13 protein-coding genes are annotated in these 15,127 nt (G+C 65.7%); 6 read left to right on the forward strand and 7 right to left on the reverse strand.

The genetic code is table 11. The features are described 5' to 3' along the window. Position 1: 1 nt before the first annotated feature. Entirely contained in the window at positions 2-2,473 is a 2,472-nt protein-coding gene (locus tag Q6A47_RS16135) for a TonB-dependent siderophore receptor (protein ID WP_304484781.1), read from the reverse strand. A 187-nt stretch (positions 2,474-2,660) separates the two neighbouring features. Here Q6A47_RS16135 and Q6A47_RS16140 point away from each other — a divergent pair, with 187 nt between their 5' ends. Further along, a complete protein-coding gene (locus Q6A47_RS16140) occupies positions 2,661-3,149 on the forward strand; it encodes a hypothetical protein (protein WP_304484782.1) in 489 nt (162 codons plus the stop codon). A gap of 40 nt (positions 3,150-3,189) precedes the next feature. Here the strand turns inward: Q6A47_RS16140 and Q6A47_RS16145 are convergent, their stop codons facing one another. Continuing rightward, on the reverse strand, positions 3,190-4,143 hold the full coding sequence (locus Q6A47_RS16145) for a FecR domain-containing protein (RefSeq protein WP_295481407.1): 954 nt from the start codon (positions 4,141-4,143) through the stop codon (positions 3,190-3,192). Beyond that, positions 4,130-4,645 carry a sigma-70 family RNA polymerase sigma factor gene (locus Q6A47_RS16150; RefSeq protein WP_304484783.1) on the reverse strand — a complete coding sequence of 172 codons (516 nt, stop codon included), beginning with the start codon at positions 4,643-4,645 and terminating at the stop codon, positions 4,130-4,132. Before Q6A47_RS16150 ends, Q6A47_RS16145 begins: the two co-directional genes overlap by 14 nt. A 182-nt stretch (positions 4,646-4,827) precedes the next feature. Here Q6A47_RS16150 and Q6A47_RS16155 point away from each other — a divergent pair, with 182 nt between their 5' ends. The 4 genes from Q6A47_RS16155 (at position 4,828) to Q6A47_RS16170 (ending at position 9,664) form a co-directional block, all read left to right on the forward strand. Further along, positions 4,828-5,454 (forward strand): DNA-3-methyladenine glycosylase family protein, encoded by a 627-nt coding sequence (locus tag Q6A47_RS16155; protein WP_304484784.1) that lies wholly within the window; start codon positions 4,828-4,830, stop codon positions 5,452-5,454. Between the two features lie 80 nt (positions 5,455-5,534). Continuing rightward, positions 5,535-6,596, forward strand: a complete 1,062-nt coding sequence (ada, locus tag Q6A47_RS16160; RefSeq protein ID WP_304484785.1) for a bifunctional DNA-binding transcriptional regulator/O6-methylguanine-DNA methyltransferase Ada — start codon at positions 5,535-5,537, stop codon at positions 6,594-6,596. A 54-nt stretch (positions 6,597-6,650) separates the two neighbouring features. Continuing rightward, entirely contained in the window at positions 6,651-9,056 is a 2,406-nt protein-coding gene (locus tag Q6A47_RS16165) for a DUF3772 domain-containing protein (RefSeq protein WP_116889190.1), read from the forward strand. Then, positions 9,053-9,664: an SMI1/KNR4 family protein gene (locus Q6A47_RS16170; RefSeq protein ID WP_304484786.1), complete on the forward strand. Its 612-nt coding sequence runs from the start codon at positions 9,053-9,055 to the stop codon at positions 9,662-9,664. The genes Q6A47_RS16165 and Q6A47_RS16170 overlap by 4 nt, the downstream gene beginning before the upstream one ends. Before the next feature lie 19 nt (positions 9,665-9,683). On the opposite strand, the gene Q6A47_RS16175 is transcribed toward Q6A47_RS16170, so the two are convergent. Beyond that, a complete protein-coding gene (locus Q6A47_RS16175) occupies positions 9,684-9,935 on the reverse strand; it encodes a hypothetical protein (RefSeq protein ID WP_304484787.1) in 252 nt (83 codons plus the stop codon). A gap of 417 nt (positions 9,936-10,352) precedes the next feature. Here Q6A47_RS16175 and Q6A47_RS16180 point away from each other — a divergent pair, with 417 nt between their 5' ends. Next, positions 10,353-10,649 (forward strand): type II toxin-antitoxin system TacA family antitoxin, encoded by a 297-nt coding sequence (locus Q6A47_RS16180; RefSeq protein WP_304484788.1) that lies wholly within the window; start codon positions 10,353-10,355, stop codon positions 10,647-10,649. A gap of 66 nt (positions 10,650-10,715) precedes the next feature. Here the strand turns inward: Q6A47_RS16180 and Q6A47_RS16185 are convergent, their stop codons facing one another. The 3 genes from Q6A47_RS16185 to Q6A47_RS16195 are packed head-to-tail and all read right to left on the reverse strand — an operon-like array spanning position 10,716 to position 15,098. Next, positions 10,716-12,650: an acetyl/propionyl/methylcrotonyl-CoA carboxylase subunit alpha gene (locus Q6A47_RS16185; RefSeq protein WP_304484789.1), complete on the reverse strand. Its 1,935-nt coding sequence runs from the start codon at positions 12,648-12,650 to the stop codon at positions 10,716-10,718. Then, positions 12,647-13,447 carry a gamma-carboxygeranoyl-CoA hydratase gene (locus Q6A47_RS16190; protein ID WP_304484790.1) on the reverse strand — a complete coding sequence of 267 codons (801 nt, stop codon included), beginning with the start codon at positions 13,445-13,447 and terminating at the stop codon, positions 12,647-12,649. The genes Q6A47_RS16185 and Q6A47_RS16190 overlap by 4 nt, the downstream gene beginning before the upstream one ends. A 43-nt stretch (positions 13,448-13,490) precedes the next feature. After that, on the reverse strand, positions 13,491-15,098 hold the full coding sequence (locus Q6A47_RS16195) for a carboxyl transferase domain-containing protein (RefSeq protein WP_304484791.1): 1,608 nt from the start codon (positions 15,096-15,098) through the stop codon (positions 13,491-13,493). Positions 15,099-15,127: the final 29 nt, after the last annotated feature.

The following is a 15,127-nucleotide window of genomic DNA, read 5'->3' on the forward strand; positions in this document are numbered from 1 at the left end:
CTCAGAAGCTGCCGCGCAGGGTGACCGAAACGTTGCGTGGGTCGCCCCAGTAGTAGCCAGTCGGCGTCGGCGCCACCTGACGGTAGTAGCGGCGGTCGAACAGGTTGTTGGCGTTGACCTGCAGCGAGTACTGATCGTTGAAGCGGTAGTTGACCATGGCGTTGTACACCGCGTAGCCCGACTGGCTGGCCACCGCATTACCACTGCGGTTGTAGATGTCGCTCTGCGCCTGCACCCCACCGCCAACGGTCCACGCCTCCCATTCGCCTGGCAGGCGATAGCTGGTGAACAGGCGCAGCAGACGCTTGGGGTCGGTGGTGCGAATGGCGTTGCCGGTGTTGCCGGTGGTGTCCTTGAGGTATTCGGTGGTGTTGTAGGTGTAGCCGCCACTGACGTTCCAGCCCGGCAGCACTTCGCCGGAAATCTCCAGTTCGAAGCCCTGGCTACGGTTCTTGCCGGCCGCCACCTTGCAGTAGCCGCTGGTGTAGTTCGGCGGGCAGGGGTTGGGGCCGCTGATGTCGTCCAGCGGGTTGCCGACCTGGTAGATACGGAAGAACGCCAGCGAGGTGTTCAGTCGGCCGTCGTAGAACTCGCCCTTGATGCCCGTCTCGTAGGCTTCGCCGGTGACCGGTGCGAGCACCGAGCCGCTGGCGTTGGTGGCGGTCTGCGGGTTGAAGATTTCGGTGTAGCTGGCGTAGGTGCTGAAGGTGTCGTTGAGGTCGTAGATCAGCGCGGCGTAGGGCACCACCTTGTTGTCGACGCTGAATGTGCCGTTGGAGCGGGTGTTGTTTTCCTGCTCGTAGTCATACCAGTTGCTGCGCGCGCCGATGATGGCAGTGAGTGGGTCGGCCAGGGAAATGCGCCAGGTGGCGTAGGCACCTTCCTGGGTGGTGCGGGTGCGCACCGGGTGCGCGGTGATGTCGATCGGGGGATTGGCCAGGCTGCGCTTGGGGTCCCAGGTGCGGATGTCGAACAGTCCCGACTGCACGAAATTGGTGGCCGAGGCGTAGGAATCGTTGCGAATACGCTCGACCCCGACCATCAGTTCATGGCGGCGACCGAACAGGTCGAATGGCCCGTTGAGGGTGGCGCTGAGGTTGTTCTGCAGGCTTTCGCCGCCATCGCCCTCGGTGACCTGGTAGCGCATCAGGTAGGGGTTGTTGGTGGGATTGGCGGTGCCGGTGGCGCGGGTGAAGTAGGTCTGCTTGAAACCGTCGTCGGCCAGTTGGAAATGGGTGCGCTGGGCCATCAGCTTGAGCGTCCAGTCGTTGTCGAAGCGGTGTTCGAGTTCGGCGAAGCTTTGCAGGTTGCTGCGGTTCCAGCGGTTCCAGTCGGCGCCCAGGTAGGTGCTGCGGCCCAGCGGCAGGGGCGAGCCGTCGTAGTCGGCCGGCAGGTTGCCCCAGGCCCCGGTGGCATCGAGCTGGGTCCATTCAAGACCGGTGGTCAGGGTGGTGCTGTCGCTGAGGTCGAAGGCCAGCGCGCCATACAGCACGTCCTTGCGCTCCTGGCGCGAGCGCTGGAAGTGGTCCTTGTCGTCGTGCACGGCAATGATCCGGCCGCGCACGTTGCCGGTGTCGGTCAGCGGGCCGGAAACGTCGGCCACATAGCGTTGCGCGTTCCAGGTGCCGAGGGTGATGCTGCCGCTGCCTTGGTAGTCGTAGGTCGGCCGCTTGCGCACCAGGTTCACCGTGCCCGACGGGTTGCCCGAGCCGCGCAGCATGCCGGTGGCCCCGCGCAGGATCTCGGCACGGTCGATGATCGCGGCATCGCTCTGGATGAAAGAGCCGCCGCCGCTGCTCTGCACCACGGTGGCGCCGTCGTACTGGATGGCGTCGATGGAGTAGCCGCGCGAGTAGTACTGCACCCGCTCGCTGTCGGTGAGGTTGACCACCACGCCGGGCGTCTGCTCCAGCAGGTTGGTCAGGTTGGTGATCTGCTGGTCGTCGATGCGCTGGCGGGTGACCACGGTGACCGACTGCGGTGTACGGCGGATGCTCTGCGGGGTTTTGCCGATGGTCACCGCACCGGTGGTGTAGGAGCCGGTGTGTTCGGTGGTTTCGCCCAGCAGGTCGCTGGAGATGCTGGTGGCGCCCAGTTGCAGGGCATCGCCGACGTCCAGCGCCGGCATCAGGATGAAGCTGTTCGCGCTTTGCTGCTGGGCCTGTACGTCGCTGCCCTGCAACAGGATCGACAGGGCCTGGGCGCTGTCATGGCGGCCCTGCACGCCGCCGGTGGTCTTGCCCGCGAGGCTGGCGGCATCGAACGAGAGGTTCAGCCCGCCCTGGCGCGCCAGTTGTTCCAGCGCTGCGGCCAAGGGCCCCGGAGCAATGTTCCAGGAAAGCTGCTGGCGTTGGTCGGCCGGGGCGGCCACGGCTTGGACACAAAGGCCGCTGCCGGCCAGGCCCAGGCCGAAGGCGGCGGCGTGGATGGCACGGCGCAGGCCAGTGGAGGAGGGGGAACACGGGCGAATCATGGAGCGCTCCTGAAGATGGGGGTGAGCCACGTATGGGCTTGATTCCTTCAGGCCGGACGAGAATGAGATTCCACCTCATTTATTTTGTGCAATCGATGTTTTCGGTGCGCGCGATTCGTTCGGGGAAATGCATTAAGCTGTCGCGCCGCGGGTTTGTCGCTGCGCCAAGCGCCACTGGACCGGGGTTATGGATTGGGATCAGGTGAAGGAATACAGCGTGAAGCGTTGGACAGTCGTTACGATTTTTGCCGTTTTAGTGATGTGGCTGGGTGGGCTTTCGCTCTGCACGGCGGCTCAAGCTTCCCCGAATACCCCTGAGGAACAGCTCATCCACGATCAGTTCGCCAGGCGAATGCTGAAGGCGATCCGTGCGCAGAAGAGTTATCCGCGTGCGGCCGTGGAACTGGCGCCTGATGCGGATCTCTATCTGCGTCTACTGCTGGACCACAAGGGTCGAATCGTCGCTTTCAACACCCAACTGGTGTCGGGCAATCTCATTTTCCGTGCAGAAACCGTGTTGATCGGCGTCAGACTTTCCCGTCTTCCTGTGACGGTGCCGTCGCCCATTTTATTGACGAACGGCGTTGTCGAAGTGATCGCACCCTTGGTGTTCAGAAGAGCGGATGCGGACGATGAGCGCCAGGATGAGCCATTCATCAGCCCTCTGGCGCTTTGAGTCTTCGGCTCTCCAGTCAATGTCCCACCACCCTGCGCCACTAGGCGCCGATACTCACCCAATATCGCGTCCGATAGTCGACACGCACCGGCAGCGTGTGGGCGATCAGATACAGAATCTGATCGGTGTCGGCCAACTGATAGGTGCCCGACACCTCGAGCCCGGCCACCTGCGGGGCGCAGCGGATGAACCCTGGTCGATAGCGTGACAACTCCGTCACGAAGGCACCGAGCGGCATCTTCTGCACGCTCAGCACGCCCTCGGTCCAGCCCCACGGATCACCCTGCAAATGGGCCGCCTCGACCCCGCCCGCAGGACTGACGTTCAGCACTTCACCCGGCCCCACGCGCCGCGACTGAGCGGACGCCGGGAACAGCTGCACCTCGCCGCTGCGCACGGCCAGCAGCAGGCCGGCGTCATGCTCGCGCAGCAGCAGGTGGCCATCGCGGGTGTTCAGCTCGCCGACCGGCGTCTGAATATGGAAGGGGCGCTTATCGTCGGCCTGGCTGGCCAGGCTGACCTCACCCCGGATCAGCGTCAGCAACCGCTGGTTGGCGCTGTAGCGCAGGTCGATAGCGCTGGCGGTATTGAGTTGCAGGCGGCTGCCGTCGCTGCCGCGCAGGTCGCGGCGCTCGCCAGTGGCGGTGCGGCTGTCGGCCATCAGCGCGGGCAGGCCCAACGGCTCGCGCAGGCCCCAGGCCGCGCCCGTGCATACCGCCAGGCCTGCCAGCAGCTTGAGCGTGTCGCGCCGGGCCAACCGCTGGCGCTGGCTGTGGTCGAGGGTGCGCCGGCTCAGGGCCGAGGGCAGACCCGCCAATTCCTCGCCCATGCGGCTGACCCGCTGCCAGGCCAGGGCGTTGAGCGGATGACGCTGCAGCCAGCCCTGGAACTGCCGTTCAAGCCGTGCATTCGGCTCGTCGAAGCGCAGCTTGACCAGCCAGGCAATAGCCTCGTCCACCTGCGCCTGGGCTGGTGACTGCTCAGTGTTCGGCATAGTGCACCCGGTAGCAGGCGGCCAAGGCCTTGGCCAGGTCGCGTTCGACCGTGGCCCTCGACACCTTCAGATGTGCGGCGATCCGGGCGATGCTCAGACCGTCGAGCTGGGCCAGCAAAAAGGCCTCCCGCGCCCGCAGCTTGAGCTGATGCAGGGCGCGATCCAGGCGCTCGAGGGTGTCGAGGATCACCAGACGGTGTTCCTCGCTCGGCACCTCGCCTTCCGGCACGCCGGCCAAACTTTGCTGATAGGCACGCTCCAGGGCGCGGCGGCGGTACTGGTCGATCATCAGGCCGCGGGCGACGCTGCTCAGATACGCGCGCGGTTCCTTGAGCGGCGAAACGTTGCGCGCACGCAGCAGGCGCACGAAGGTGTCCTGGGCCAGGTCGGCGGCATGCTCCCGACAGCCGACCCGCGCCCGCAGCCAGCCACGCAGCCAGGCGTTGTGGGTCTGGTAGAGCTGATCGATGTCGGCAGGCGCGAGCGTGTCGTTGAGCGGCATCAGACGGCGGTCCTGGAGGAGAAGAGGTTGGAAGTACGATTGTTAATGGTTCTCAATTCTAGGCGCGTGACGATCTGCCAGCAATGGCGCAGTGCGAATTCGCTGCGCAGGATTCGGCGATACGTTGAGCCGCACGTGGTCTACCCTGTGGGCTTCGTCTCTGCGCCACCGGTAGCCGCCCCATGATGCAAGCCGACCTTTCGCCCCAGGCTTTCGAGCAGGCTCGCGCGTTTCTCAGCGACCTGGACCCGGACTGGGCTCGGCTCGTTGCCCGCGTCGGCCCCTGCCTGCACCGCGCCAAACCCGGACGGGAACCCTTCGAGGCGTTGGTGCGTGCGGTGGCCTACCAGCAATTGCACGCCCGGGCCGCCGAGGCGATTCTCGGCCGGCTGCTGGTGCTGTACCCGAATCAACGCTTCCCCGCGCCCGAGCAACTGCTCGCGACCGATCCGCAGCTACTGCGCGATTGCGGGCTCTCGGCGCGCAAGCTGGCGACCATCCTGGGCATCGCCCAGGCCCGCCTGGACGGGCAAGTACCGACGTTGCAGGAGGCGCGGACGATGGCCGACGCTGCGTTGGTCGAGCGCCTGGTGAGCCTGCACGGTGTCGGCCGCTGGACCGTGGAAATGCTGCTGATCTACAGCCTTGAGCGCTCGGACATCCTGCCGGTGGATGACTTCGGCATACGCGAGGGGTACCGTCGCCTGAAGGGGCTGGAGCGCGCGCCGACGCCTGCGCAGATGCGCGTGTTGGGCGAGCCGTGGCGTCCGTATCGAACCGTGGCAGCCTGGTATCTCTGGCGTGCCTGACAATAACTGAGCAAGAAGCGGAGTGCTCGCCTGAGCGGCGCCTGTCACCGTTGCAGCCAATTCCGTCAGAGGCGTCGATCATGTCTGTCATTCCTTACTGCACCGATGCTCAGCGCTGGCAGGCCGTACAGACCCGTGACCCTGCCGCGCGAGGCCACTTCGTGTATGCCGTGCGCAGCACTGGCATCCATTGCCATCCCGGTTGTCCCTCGCGCCTGGCCAAGCGCGAAAATATCGAGTTCTTCAGCGACACCGTCGCCGCCCAGGCGGCGGGCTACCGGCCTTGCAAGCGCTGCACGGCCAAGAGCGGCGAACCCGAAACCCGGCGCACTACGCTGGTGGCTCGGGCCTGCCGCCTGATCGAGTCCAGCGACAGCGCCGTGCCACTCGCGCAGTTGGCTGCGCAACTGGCGGTCAGTCCCTTTCATTTGCATCGCCTGTTCAAGGCCGAAACCGGCCTCACGCCCAAGGCCTACGCCACGGCGTTTCGGGCCAGGCGACTGCGCGATGGGTTGGAGCAAGCGGGCAGCATCACCGAGGCGATCTTCGAGGCCGGCTTCAATTCCAACAGCCGGTTCTACGCCGATGCCGACCAGCGCCTGGGCATGCGCGCCCGTGACTACCGGGCCGGTGGTGCCGGGGCCTGCATTCGCTTCGCGCTGGGCCAGTGTTTTCTAGGGGCGATCCTGGTGGCGCAGAGCGAGCGGGGCATTTGCGCCATCGCGCTGGGCGATGACCCGCAGGCGCTGCTCGAACACTTGCAGGATCAATTCCCCAAGGCCGAACTCATCGGTGGCGACAGCGCGTTCGAGCGTCTGGTGGCCGAGGTGGTGGGCTTCGTCGAACAGCCGTCGCTGGGCTTGCGCCTGCCCTTGGACGTACAGGGCACGGCCTTCCAGGAGCGGGTCTGGCAAGCCCTGCGCGAGGTGCCGGCCGGCACGCAGGTGAGCTACAGCGATATCGCCGAGCGCATCGGCGCGCCCAAGGCGGTGCGTGCGGTCGCCCTGGCCTGTGCAGCCAATCGCATCGCCGTGGCCATTCCCTGTCATCGGGTGGTGCGCCGCGATGGCGATCTGAGCGGCTATCGCTGGGGCGTGGCGCGCAAACGTGCGCTGCTGAAACGAGAAACGGTGCTCACCTGAGCGCGGAGGCAGCGTAGAATTCTTCGCCTATCGATTTGCATAGAGGGGAAGTCGATGAGGCATGTCAGCCTTGAGCGTTTTTATGCAGTGATCTTGGCTTTGTTGTTGTGCGTAGCGACGCCGGCCTGGTCGGCACCCGGCGATGCCCCGGCGAGCCTGGCGGCCGCCGAGCAGCAGACCCTGGACGAACACGCCAGCCTGCAGGATTTGAGCGATCGGCTCGACCAGATCCGCCAGGGCGTCACCACCAACGCCAACGACGATGTGCTGTCGCAACTGCGCCAGTCGGCCTTGCAGGTGCAGCGCCAGGCCGATGCCCTGGCCACCCAGCGCACCGCCGACGTCGCCCGTCTGGACGATCAGCTCAACGTACTCGGCCCGGTGCAGCCGGACGAGCCCGACAGCCTGACCCGCCAGCGCCAGCAACTGGACAAGCAGAAAAAGGCGCTGGTCGGCGAACAGACCGAGGCCACCCAACTGACCCAGTCGGCCCGCGACCTGTCCACGCAGATCGTCAACCTGCGCCGCAGCCTGTTCAACTCGCAGATCAGCAGCCGTGCGGCCAGCCCGCTGAGCCCGGCGTTCTGGTCGAGCTTCATTCGCCCCACCGATGAAGACGTGTCGCGCCTGCGCGACCTGCGCGGCGAAGCGGCCGATGCCGTGGCCACGGCGTTCAATGCCGAGCACCGCTGGTGGTTCATCACCTCGCTGGTGGCGGCGATTCTGGTCTGGACCCTGGTGCGCCGCGTGCTCGAACGGTTGTTGGCCGACGCCATGATCCGCTGGCTGCCCGAAGGCCGGTTGCGTCGCAGTGCCCTGGCCCTGAGCGTGGCCCTGGCTACATTGGCGACCATTTCCGGGTCGGTGTCGCTGCTGCGCTGGGGCCTGGAAAGCAGCGCCGAGCTGGGCGCGGACCTGGCCAGCCTGACCAACCATATCCTCACCCTGGTGGTGTTCAGCGCCTTCATTTCCGGCCTGGGCCGCGCCATGCTGATGCTGCAACGGCCGTCGTGGCGCTTGCCGCCGATCCCCGACGAGGTGGCCGAAGCGCTGGCCTGGTTCCCGCAAGTGCTGGCCCTGACCCTGGTGCTGCTGCTGACCCAGGAGCGCATCAACAGCGTGATCGGCACCAGCCTGGCGCTGACCCTGGCCACCAACGGTCTGACCGCACTGGTGGTGTCGCTGCTGTTCGTCGCGGCGCTGGTGCGCTACCGCCGCACCCGACGCCAGCACGGCCTGGAGCGCCCCGCCGGCCTGGCTGGGCTGATTCCGTTCGTGGTAGTGCTGTGGGTCATTGCGATTCTGGCGTCTCTGCTCGCCGGCTACCTGACCCTGGCCTACTTCCTCACCGCCAAGCTGCTGTGGATCAGTGTGGTGGCGGTGTGTGCCTACCTGCTGGTCACGGTGTTCGGCGACCTCTGCGAAACCCTGCTGTCGCCACGTCAACCCGGCGGCGCGGCCCTGGCCTCGGCGCTCGGCCTGCAGCACCGCCATCAGGCCCAGGCCAGCACCTTGCTCGGCGGGCTGGGGCGCACGGTGATGCTGTTCATCGCCGCACTGCTGGCGTTCATGCCCTCGGGCACCAGCCCCAGCGAGCTGCTGCTGAGCCTGGCCGACTGGGACGGCAGCGGCGGCAAGCTGCTGGGCAACTTGAACATCGTGCCCCAGGACATCTTCCTGGCCCTGGCGATCTTCCTCGGCGGCCTGTTCGCCTTGCGCGTGCTCAAGCGCTGGCTGAGCGAGCGGCTGCTGCCGGAAACCGACATGGACGCCGGCATGCGCGCCTCGCTGGTGACCCTGGTCGGTTACCTGGGCTTCCTGTTCCTGGCCATGCTGGTGATGTCGACCCTGCACATCAACCTGACCAGCCTCACCTGGGTGGTCAGTGCGCTGTCGGTGGGTATCGGTTTCGGCCTGCAACAGATCGTGCAGAACTTCATCTCCGGCTTGATCCTGCTCACCGAGCGACCGGTGAAGGTCGGCGACTGGGTCAGCCTGGCCGGCGTCGAGGGCGATATCCGGCGCATCAATGTGCGCGCCACCGAGATCCAGATGTCCGATCGCTCGACGGTCATCGTGCCCAACTCGCAGTTCATTTCCCAGAACGTGCGCAACGTCACCATGGCCAACGCGCTGGGTGTGGTCGGCGTGACCCTGACCCTGCCGCTGGACACCGATGCCGGGCGGGTGCGCGAGTTGCTGCTGCAAGCGTTCAAGGAACATGAAGGCATTCTCGATGCCCCGGCGCCGTCGGTGACCTTCAAGGATTTGACCGCCAGCGGCATGCTGATCAGCGCCAGCGGCTACGTGGCCAGCCCCCGCCAGGTGGGGGGTGCGCGCAGCGACCTGCTGTTCACCATTCTGGGCCGCCTGCGCGATGAAGGCATTGCGCTGTCTTCGCCGCAGAGTATGGTGCTGCTGCAAGATGCCCAAAAGCCTTCTGAGGAACCGACGACATGACGCTCGACGCCCATCAGCACAGCCTGACCCTGGCCACCGATTACCTGGCCGAAGTGCGCAAGCGCCTGGGCGAAGACGAAGCCGAGCAGTTCGCCCGCGCCCATGGCGCTTCGCCTGAAGAGCTGCAGCGCCTGGTGCAACGCTACCCACAGTGCCCGCCGGCGCTGATCGGCTTGCTGCAGCAGGTGGACGGAACCCATTGGCGCGCGTATCCGGGCGGCGAAATCGCCGTACCGATCCTCGGTTCCGATGTGGTGGAGTACCCGTACTACCTGCGCTCGGTGGCGCAGATCCTCGAGGACAGCGAGGCCACGCCGACCAGCATCGCGCAGATCTATGAGGAATATCTGGACGAAGACCCCGAGTTGCTCGGGGCCGGCATCGATGCTCAGGTGCCGCTCAGTCGACGGTTGTGCTTCGCCTACTGCATCAACAATGGCGGCACCTCGCAGTTGTACGTCGACTTCGACCCGGCACCGGGCGGGGTGTCGGGGCAGGTGGTGCGCTACCTGCACGATCCTGACAGCTACAAGGTGATCGCGTCTGATTTCAACGCTTACCTGCATACGCTGTTCGAGGCTGAATTCGACTTCATCTTCGAGGACTGAGCGACGCTAAGCGCCGTGCTCAACCGCTGCGGTCGGCGAGTGCATGCTCGGCCAACAGTCGGCCCAATTGCGCGCTTTGTGCGGCATTGAGCAACATCGCCGTGCCTGCTGCGCCCGCGTTGGCGCAGCAGAATTCGTCGAGGGTGTCCTCGATACCGCGCAGCAGTTGGATGAGATGGACGAGGGCGTCCGGGATCGGCAGGTTGGGTTGGAGGGTGAAGAGGGGATGTGGCCGAGTGGTGTCAGGAGGATCGGGGACGCTCTTTTTCATGGCTTTATTCCGAGTTCGTCTCTAGAACCTGCCAGATGTGTTCCTCTCACAGAATCAGGTGGCAGCCGTACGCGGGGTGAGAGACCGGCGAACATCGGAATTCCGGCCAGGCCAAAGCCTGCCCACGAACGGCTGCCATAACGCTGGCACGATGTATCGCCGGGCTCTCACACCCGGTCGCCAAATGACGACCTGGGGAAATTAGCCCTGCTTGCCATGTCCAACAACAGCGACGCTTCTGGAGCGGGCGTAGGATAGTTCCCAAGTAGTGGCACATGAAGATCCGCCCGAAGGGTTCAGAAAATTCCCACGCTTTCTATCGGTCACGCTTTTGGCTGTGCGGCTACAAATCTGCGTTACGCGGTTGTACCTTCCGTTGCGGCGTCCAGCACGCCATTCAGCTATCAGGAGCTCCCCATGAGTGAACTGCGCAGCAAGGATCAAAGCAAATCCGTGGCGTTGAACTTGCGAGTCGCTGAGGATAACCGCGCTCTTATCGATGCTGCCATTGAGATCGTGGGCGGAGATCGCACCACGTTCGTGCTCGACGCAGCGTGCAAGCGTGCCGAGCAGGTACTTCTTGAGCAACGTCAGTTTTTGCTCGAGGGGCAAACGTTCGATCAGTTCTCCAAGGCATTGGAAGAGCATCCCATCAGGAGTAACGCCTGCGTGAATAAGTTGCTAGCAAGGCCCAAGCGTTGGGACTGTCGCTGAAATAGCGGCCTTTCGATGCTCGTTGAGCGAACACGAGCGCCAATCGGCCTACGGCAGTCTGAAGACTCAAGGCCCTTCCTCAAGCTCGACCAGCACAGCCCCATCGGCCACCAACTCACCCTCGCTGCAATACACCGCTTTCACCGTCCCGCTGTGCGGCGCGCGAATGCTGTGCTCCATCTTCATCGCTTCGAGCAACACCAGTGCGGCGCCGGCTTCGACCTGATCGCCCGGGGCCACTAGCACCTGTACAACGCTGCCATTCATGGGCGCGCTCAGGCCGCCGGGGTGAGCGTGGCTGGCGCAGGCCGCGATAGGGTCGAAGCGGGTGACGGCGTGCAGCTCTCCCGCCCATTTCAGATACAGCGTGTCGCCCTGGCGAACGGCGGGGAGACGTTCACTCGGCTGGCCAGCCACCCGCAACTGCTCGCCCTGCAAGCGGTTCTGGCCATGGGCGCGCACGCGGCGCTCCACGCCCTGGCAGCTCAGGTGCAGTTCGATCTCGGCGCCGCCGCCGGACCGCCAGCCGGAGGTCGCCGTCCACGGTGAGTAGGCATCGTCGGCGCGGCTGCGCAGCGGCTCGCTCTGGATGAAGGCATCGGCGGCGCAGTGCCAGAAGGCGTCTGGCAGGGCTACGGGCGCAGGCAAGAGCTGCGCCTGATGCCTGGGGATGAACCCGGTGTCGAGCTCGGCACGGGCGAATGCGGGATGACTGAGCACGCGCCTGAGGAACGCCAGGTTGGTCTTCACGCCGCCGACCAGGGTTTCATCGAGGATTGCCAGCAAGCGCAAGCGCGCCTCTTCACGGTTCTCGCCCCAGGCGATCAGTTTGCCCAGCATCGGGTCGTAGAACGGCGACACGCCGTCGCCCTGGACCACGCCGCTGTCGATGCGCCGGCCCGGCCCCTCGGCGGCCTCGCGGTACAGCGAAAGGGTGCCGGTGGCTGGCAGGAAATCGTGATCGGGGTCTTCGGCATACAGCCGCACCTCGATGGCATGGCCGCGCAGTGGCACCTGCGCCTGCTGCAAGGGCAGCGGCTCGCCACGGGCCACACGAATCTGCCAGGCCACCAGGTCGAGGCCGGTGATCAGTTCGGTGACCGGATGCTCGACCTGCAGACGGGTATTCATCTCCATAAAGAAAAAATCGCCGCGTTCGTCGAGCAGAAATTCCACCGTGCCCGCACCCACATAGCCGATGGCCTGCGCGGCCTTGACCGCCGCTTCGCCCATGGCGCGGCGCAGCTCGGCGGACAAGCCCGGTGCCGGGGCTTCTTCGACCACCTTCTGATGGCGGCGCTGGATCGAGCAATCGCGCTCGTTGAGGTACAGGCAGTGGCCGTGGCGGTCGGCGAACACCTGGATTTCCACATGGCGCGGTTTGAGGACGTATTTCTCCACCAGCATGCGCGCGTCGCCGAACGACGATTGCGCCTCGCGCTGCGCGCTGGCCAAAGCGTCGGCCAGTTCGGCTTCGCGCTCGACCACTTTCATGCCCTTGCCGCCGCCGCCGGCCGCAGCCTTGAGCAGCACCGGATAGCCGATGCGGTGGGCCGCGGCGCGGAAGGTTTCCAGGTCTTGGGCCTCGCCGTGATAGCCCGGCACCAAGGGCACGCCGGCGCGCTCCATCAGCGCTTTGGCGGCCGATTTGCTGCCCATGGCTTCGATGGCCGAGGCGGGCGGGCCGAGGAAGAGCAGCCCGGCGTGTTCGATGGCGCGGGCAAAGCCTGCGTTTTCCGAGAGAAAGCCGTAACCGGGATGGATCGCCTGTGCGCCGCTGGCCTTGGCCGCGTCGATGATCCTGTCGATCAACAGGTAGCTCTCGGCCGGCTTGGCGCCGCCCAGGTCCACCGCCAGATCGGCTTCACGCACATGCCGCGCGTCACGGTCGATGGCGCTGTGGACCGCCACGGTACGGATGCCCATGGCTTTGGCGGTGCGCATCACCCGGCAGGCGATTTCGCCTCGGTTGGCGATCAACAGCGTGTCGAGAATGTTCATGGATGCGATTCCTGCCAGCTCGGTTGACGTTTTTCCAGGAAGGCATTCAAGCCCTCCTGACCTTCGGCACTGACCCGCAGTCCGGCGATGTCCGCTTCGGTGCGGGCGCGCAGATCGGCACTCAGGGCGCCGCTGCCGACGTCACGCAGCAGGCGCTTGCTGACACGCATGGCCTGGGGGCTGTTCTGCAACAGTTGGGCGATCCAGCGATGGCACTGCGCGTCCAGCTCGTCGGCAGCACAGGTGGCGGCGAGCAGGCCGAGTTCGCGCGCGCACGGGCCATCGAAACGTTCGGCGGTCAGGGCGTAACGCCGCGTGGCGCGCTCGCCCAGCGCCTGCACGACGAAGGGGCTGATGACCGCCGGCGCCAGGCCGATACGCACTTCCGACAGGGCGAACAGGCTGTCGTGGGTGCCGATGGCCATGTCGCAGCAACTGACCAGGCCGACCGCGCCGCCGAAGGCCGCGCCTTGCACCACTGCCAGGGTCGGCATCGGCAACTCGGCGAGCCTGTACATCAGCTCGGCCAATTGGTGGGCATCGCGCAGATTGGCGTCATAGTCGAGCCCGGCTGCCTGCTGCATCCACGCAAGGTCCGCGCCCGCGCAAAAGTGCTTGCCGCGCCCGCGCAGCAGCAGGAAGCGCAGCGAGGCGTCGGCTGCGATCAGGTCCAGCGCTTGGATCAGTTCGCCAATCATTTCGGCGTTGAACGCGTTGTGTTTGTCCGGGCGGTTCAGCCACAAGGTGGCGAATCCGCGTGGGTCGTGCTCCAGGTGCAGGGTGGTGAAGTCGGTCATGGTCAGGCCTGTCACGTGACGAAAGGAGGGCGCCCGAGGCGCATCACATACGGAAGACGCCAAAGCGGGTCGGCTCGATCGGCGCATTGAGGCTGGCCGAGAGTGCCAGGGCGAGCACCTCGCGGGTCTGTGCCGGGTCGATCACGCCGTCATCCCAGAGCCGGGCGCTGGAATAGAAGGCATGCGCCTGCTGCTCGTACTGCTCGACGATGGGTTGCTTGAGGCGCTGCTCGTCCTCGGCCGAGTAGTGCTCGCCGCTGCGCTCGGCCTGCTCGCGTTTGACCTGCACCAACACCCCGGCCGCCTGCTGGGCGCCCATCACACCGATCTTGGCGTTGGGCCACATCCACAGGAAACGCGGGTCGTAGGCGCGTCCGCACATGCCGTAGTTCCCGGCGCCGAAGCTGCCGCCGATGATCACCGTGAACTTCGGCACCTGGGCGCAGGCCACCGCGGTGACCAGCTTGGCGCCGTGCTTGGCGATGCCGCCTTCTTCGTATTTCTTGCCGACCATGAAGCCGGTGATGTTCTGCAGGAACAGCAGCGGGATGCCACGCTGGCAGGCCAGTTCGACGAAATGGGCGCCTTTCTGCGCCGCCTCGGCGAAGAGGATGCCGTTATTGGCCAGTATCGCCACCGGGTATCCCGCCAGCCGGGCGAAGCCGCACACCAGGGTGGTGCCGAACAGGGCCTTGAATTCATCGAACTGCGAGTCGTCGACCAGGCGCGCGATCACCTCGCGCACGTCGAAGGGCTGCCTGGGGTCTTTGGGAATCACCCCGTACAGCTCGTCGGCGGCATGGCGCGGTGCGATGGGGGCGTGCACATCGAGCTGGCCGAGCTTGCGCCAGTTCAGGTTGGCGACACAGCGTCGGGCCAGGGCCAGGGCGTGCTCGTCATTTTCGGCATAGTGGTCGGCTACGCCGCTGGTCTTGCAGTGCACGTCGGCACCGCCCAGTTCCTCGGCGCTGACCACTTCCCCCGTGGCGGCTTTGACCAGCGGCGGGCCGGCGAGAAAGATAGTCGCCTGCTGGCGCACCATGATGGTCTCGTCGCTCATGGCCGGCACATAGGCGCCGCCAGCAGTGCACGAGCCCATGACCACGGCGATCTGTGCGATGCCCAGGGCACTGAGGTGGGCCTGATTGAAGAAGATCCGCCCGAAATGCTCGCGGTCGGGGAACACCTCGTCCTGGCGCGGCAGGTTGGCGCCGCCGGAGTCCACCAGGTAGATACACGGCAAACGGTTCTCGCGGGCGATGGCCTGGGCGCGCAGGTGTTTTTTCACGGTCAGTGGGTAGTAGCTGCCGCCTTTCACCGTGGCGTCGTTGGCGACGATCATGCACTCCACGCCTTCGACGCGGCCGATGCCGGTGATCACCCCGGCAGCAGCCACCTCTTCGCCGTAGACCTCATGGGCGGCGAGCGGGCCGATCTCGAGGAACGGTGAGCCGGGATCGAGCAAGCGATTGATCCGCTCCCTGGGCAGCAGCTTGCTACGCGATGTATGCCGCGCCTGGGCTTTCTCGCCACCGCCCTGGTGGATGCGGGCGAGCAGTCGATGCAGCTCGTCCAGTTGATCGAGCATGGCCGCGCGGTTGGCGGCGAAGTCGGGACTGCGAACGTTGATCTGGGACGTCAGGATAGCCATGTGAGCCTCGATAGCGGTGCGCCAGTGAT

It is taken from the genome of Pseudomonas boreofloridensis (assembly GCF_030580795.1).
GTDB classification, from domain to species: Bacteria; Pseudomonadota; Gammaproteobacteria; order Pseudomonadales; family Pseudomonadaceae; genus Aquipseudomonas; species Aquipseudomonas boreofloridensis.

Coding starts and splice junctions, on each gene's coding strand:
- Q6A47_RS16170 (WP_304484786.1), top strand. CDS start 9,053: ATGACGCTCGACGCCCATCAGCACAGCCTGACCCTGGCCACCGATTAC.
- Q6A47_RS16165 (WP_116889190.1), top strand. CDS start 6,651: ATGAGGCATGTCAGCCTTGAGCGTTTTTATGCAGTGATCTTGGCTTTG.
- Q6A47_RS16145 (WP_295481407.1), bottom strand. CDS start 4,143: ATGCCGAACACTGAGCAGTCACCAGCCCAGGCGCAGGTGGACGAGGCT.
- ada (WP_304484785.1), top strand. CDS start 5,535: ATGTCTGTCATTCCTTACTGCACCGATGCTCAGCGCTGGCAGGCCGTA.
- Q6A47_RS16140 (WP_304484782.1), top strand. CDS start 2,661: ATGGATTGGGATCAGGTGAAGGAATACAGCGTGAAGCGTTGGACAGTC.
- Q6A47_RS16195 (WP_304484791.1), bottom strand. CDS start 15,098: ATGGCTATCCTGACGTCCCAGATCAACGTTCGCAGTCCCGACTTCGCC.
- Q6A47_RS16175 (WP_304484787.1), bottom strand. CDS start 9,935: ATGAAAAAGAGCGTCCCCGATCCTCCTGACACCACTCGGCCACATCCC.
- Q6A47_RS16135 (WP_304484781.1), bottom strand. CDS start 2,473: ATGATTCGCCCGTGTTCCCCCTCCTCCACTGGCCTGCGCCGTGCCATC.
- Q6A47_RS16180 (WP_304484788.1), top strand. CDS start 10,353: ATGAGTGAACTGCGCAGCAAGGATCAAAGCAAATCCGTGGCGTTGAAC.
- Q6A47_RS16190 (WP_304484790.1), bottom strand. CDS start 13,447: ATGACCGACTTCACCACCCTGCACCTGGAGCACGACCCACGCGGATTC.
- Q6A47_RS16155 (WP_304484784.1), top strand. CDS start 4,828: ATGATGCAAGCCGACCTTTCGCCCCAGGCTTTCGAGCAGGCTCGCGCG.
- Q6A47_RS16150 (WP_304484783.1), bottom strand. CDS start 4,645: ATGCCGCTCAACGACACGCTCGCGCCTGCCGACATCGATCAGCTCTAC.
- Q6A47_RS16185 (WP_304484789.1), bottom strand. CDS start 12,650: ATGAACATTCTCGACACGCTGTTGATCGCCAACCGAGGCGAAATCGCC.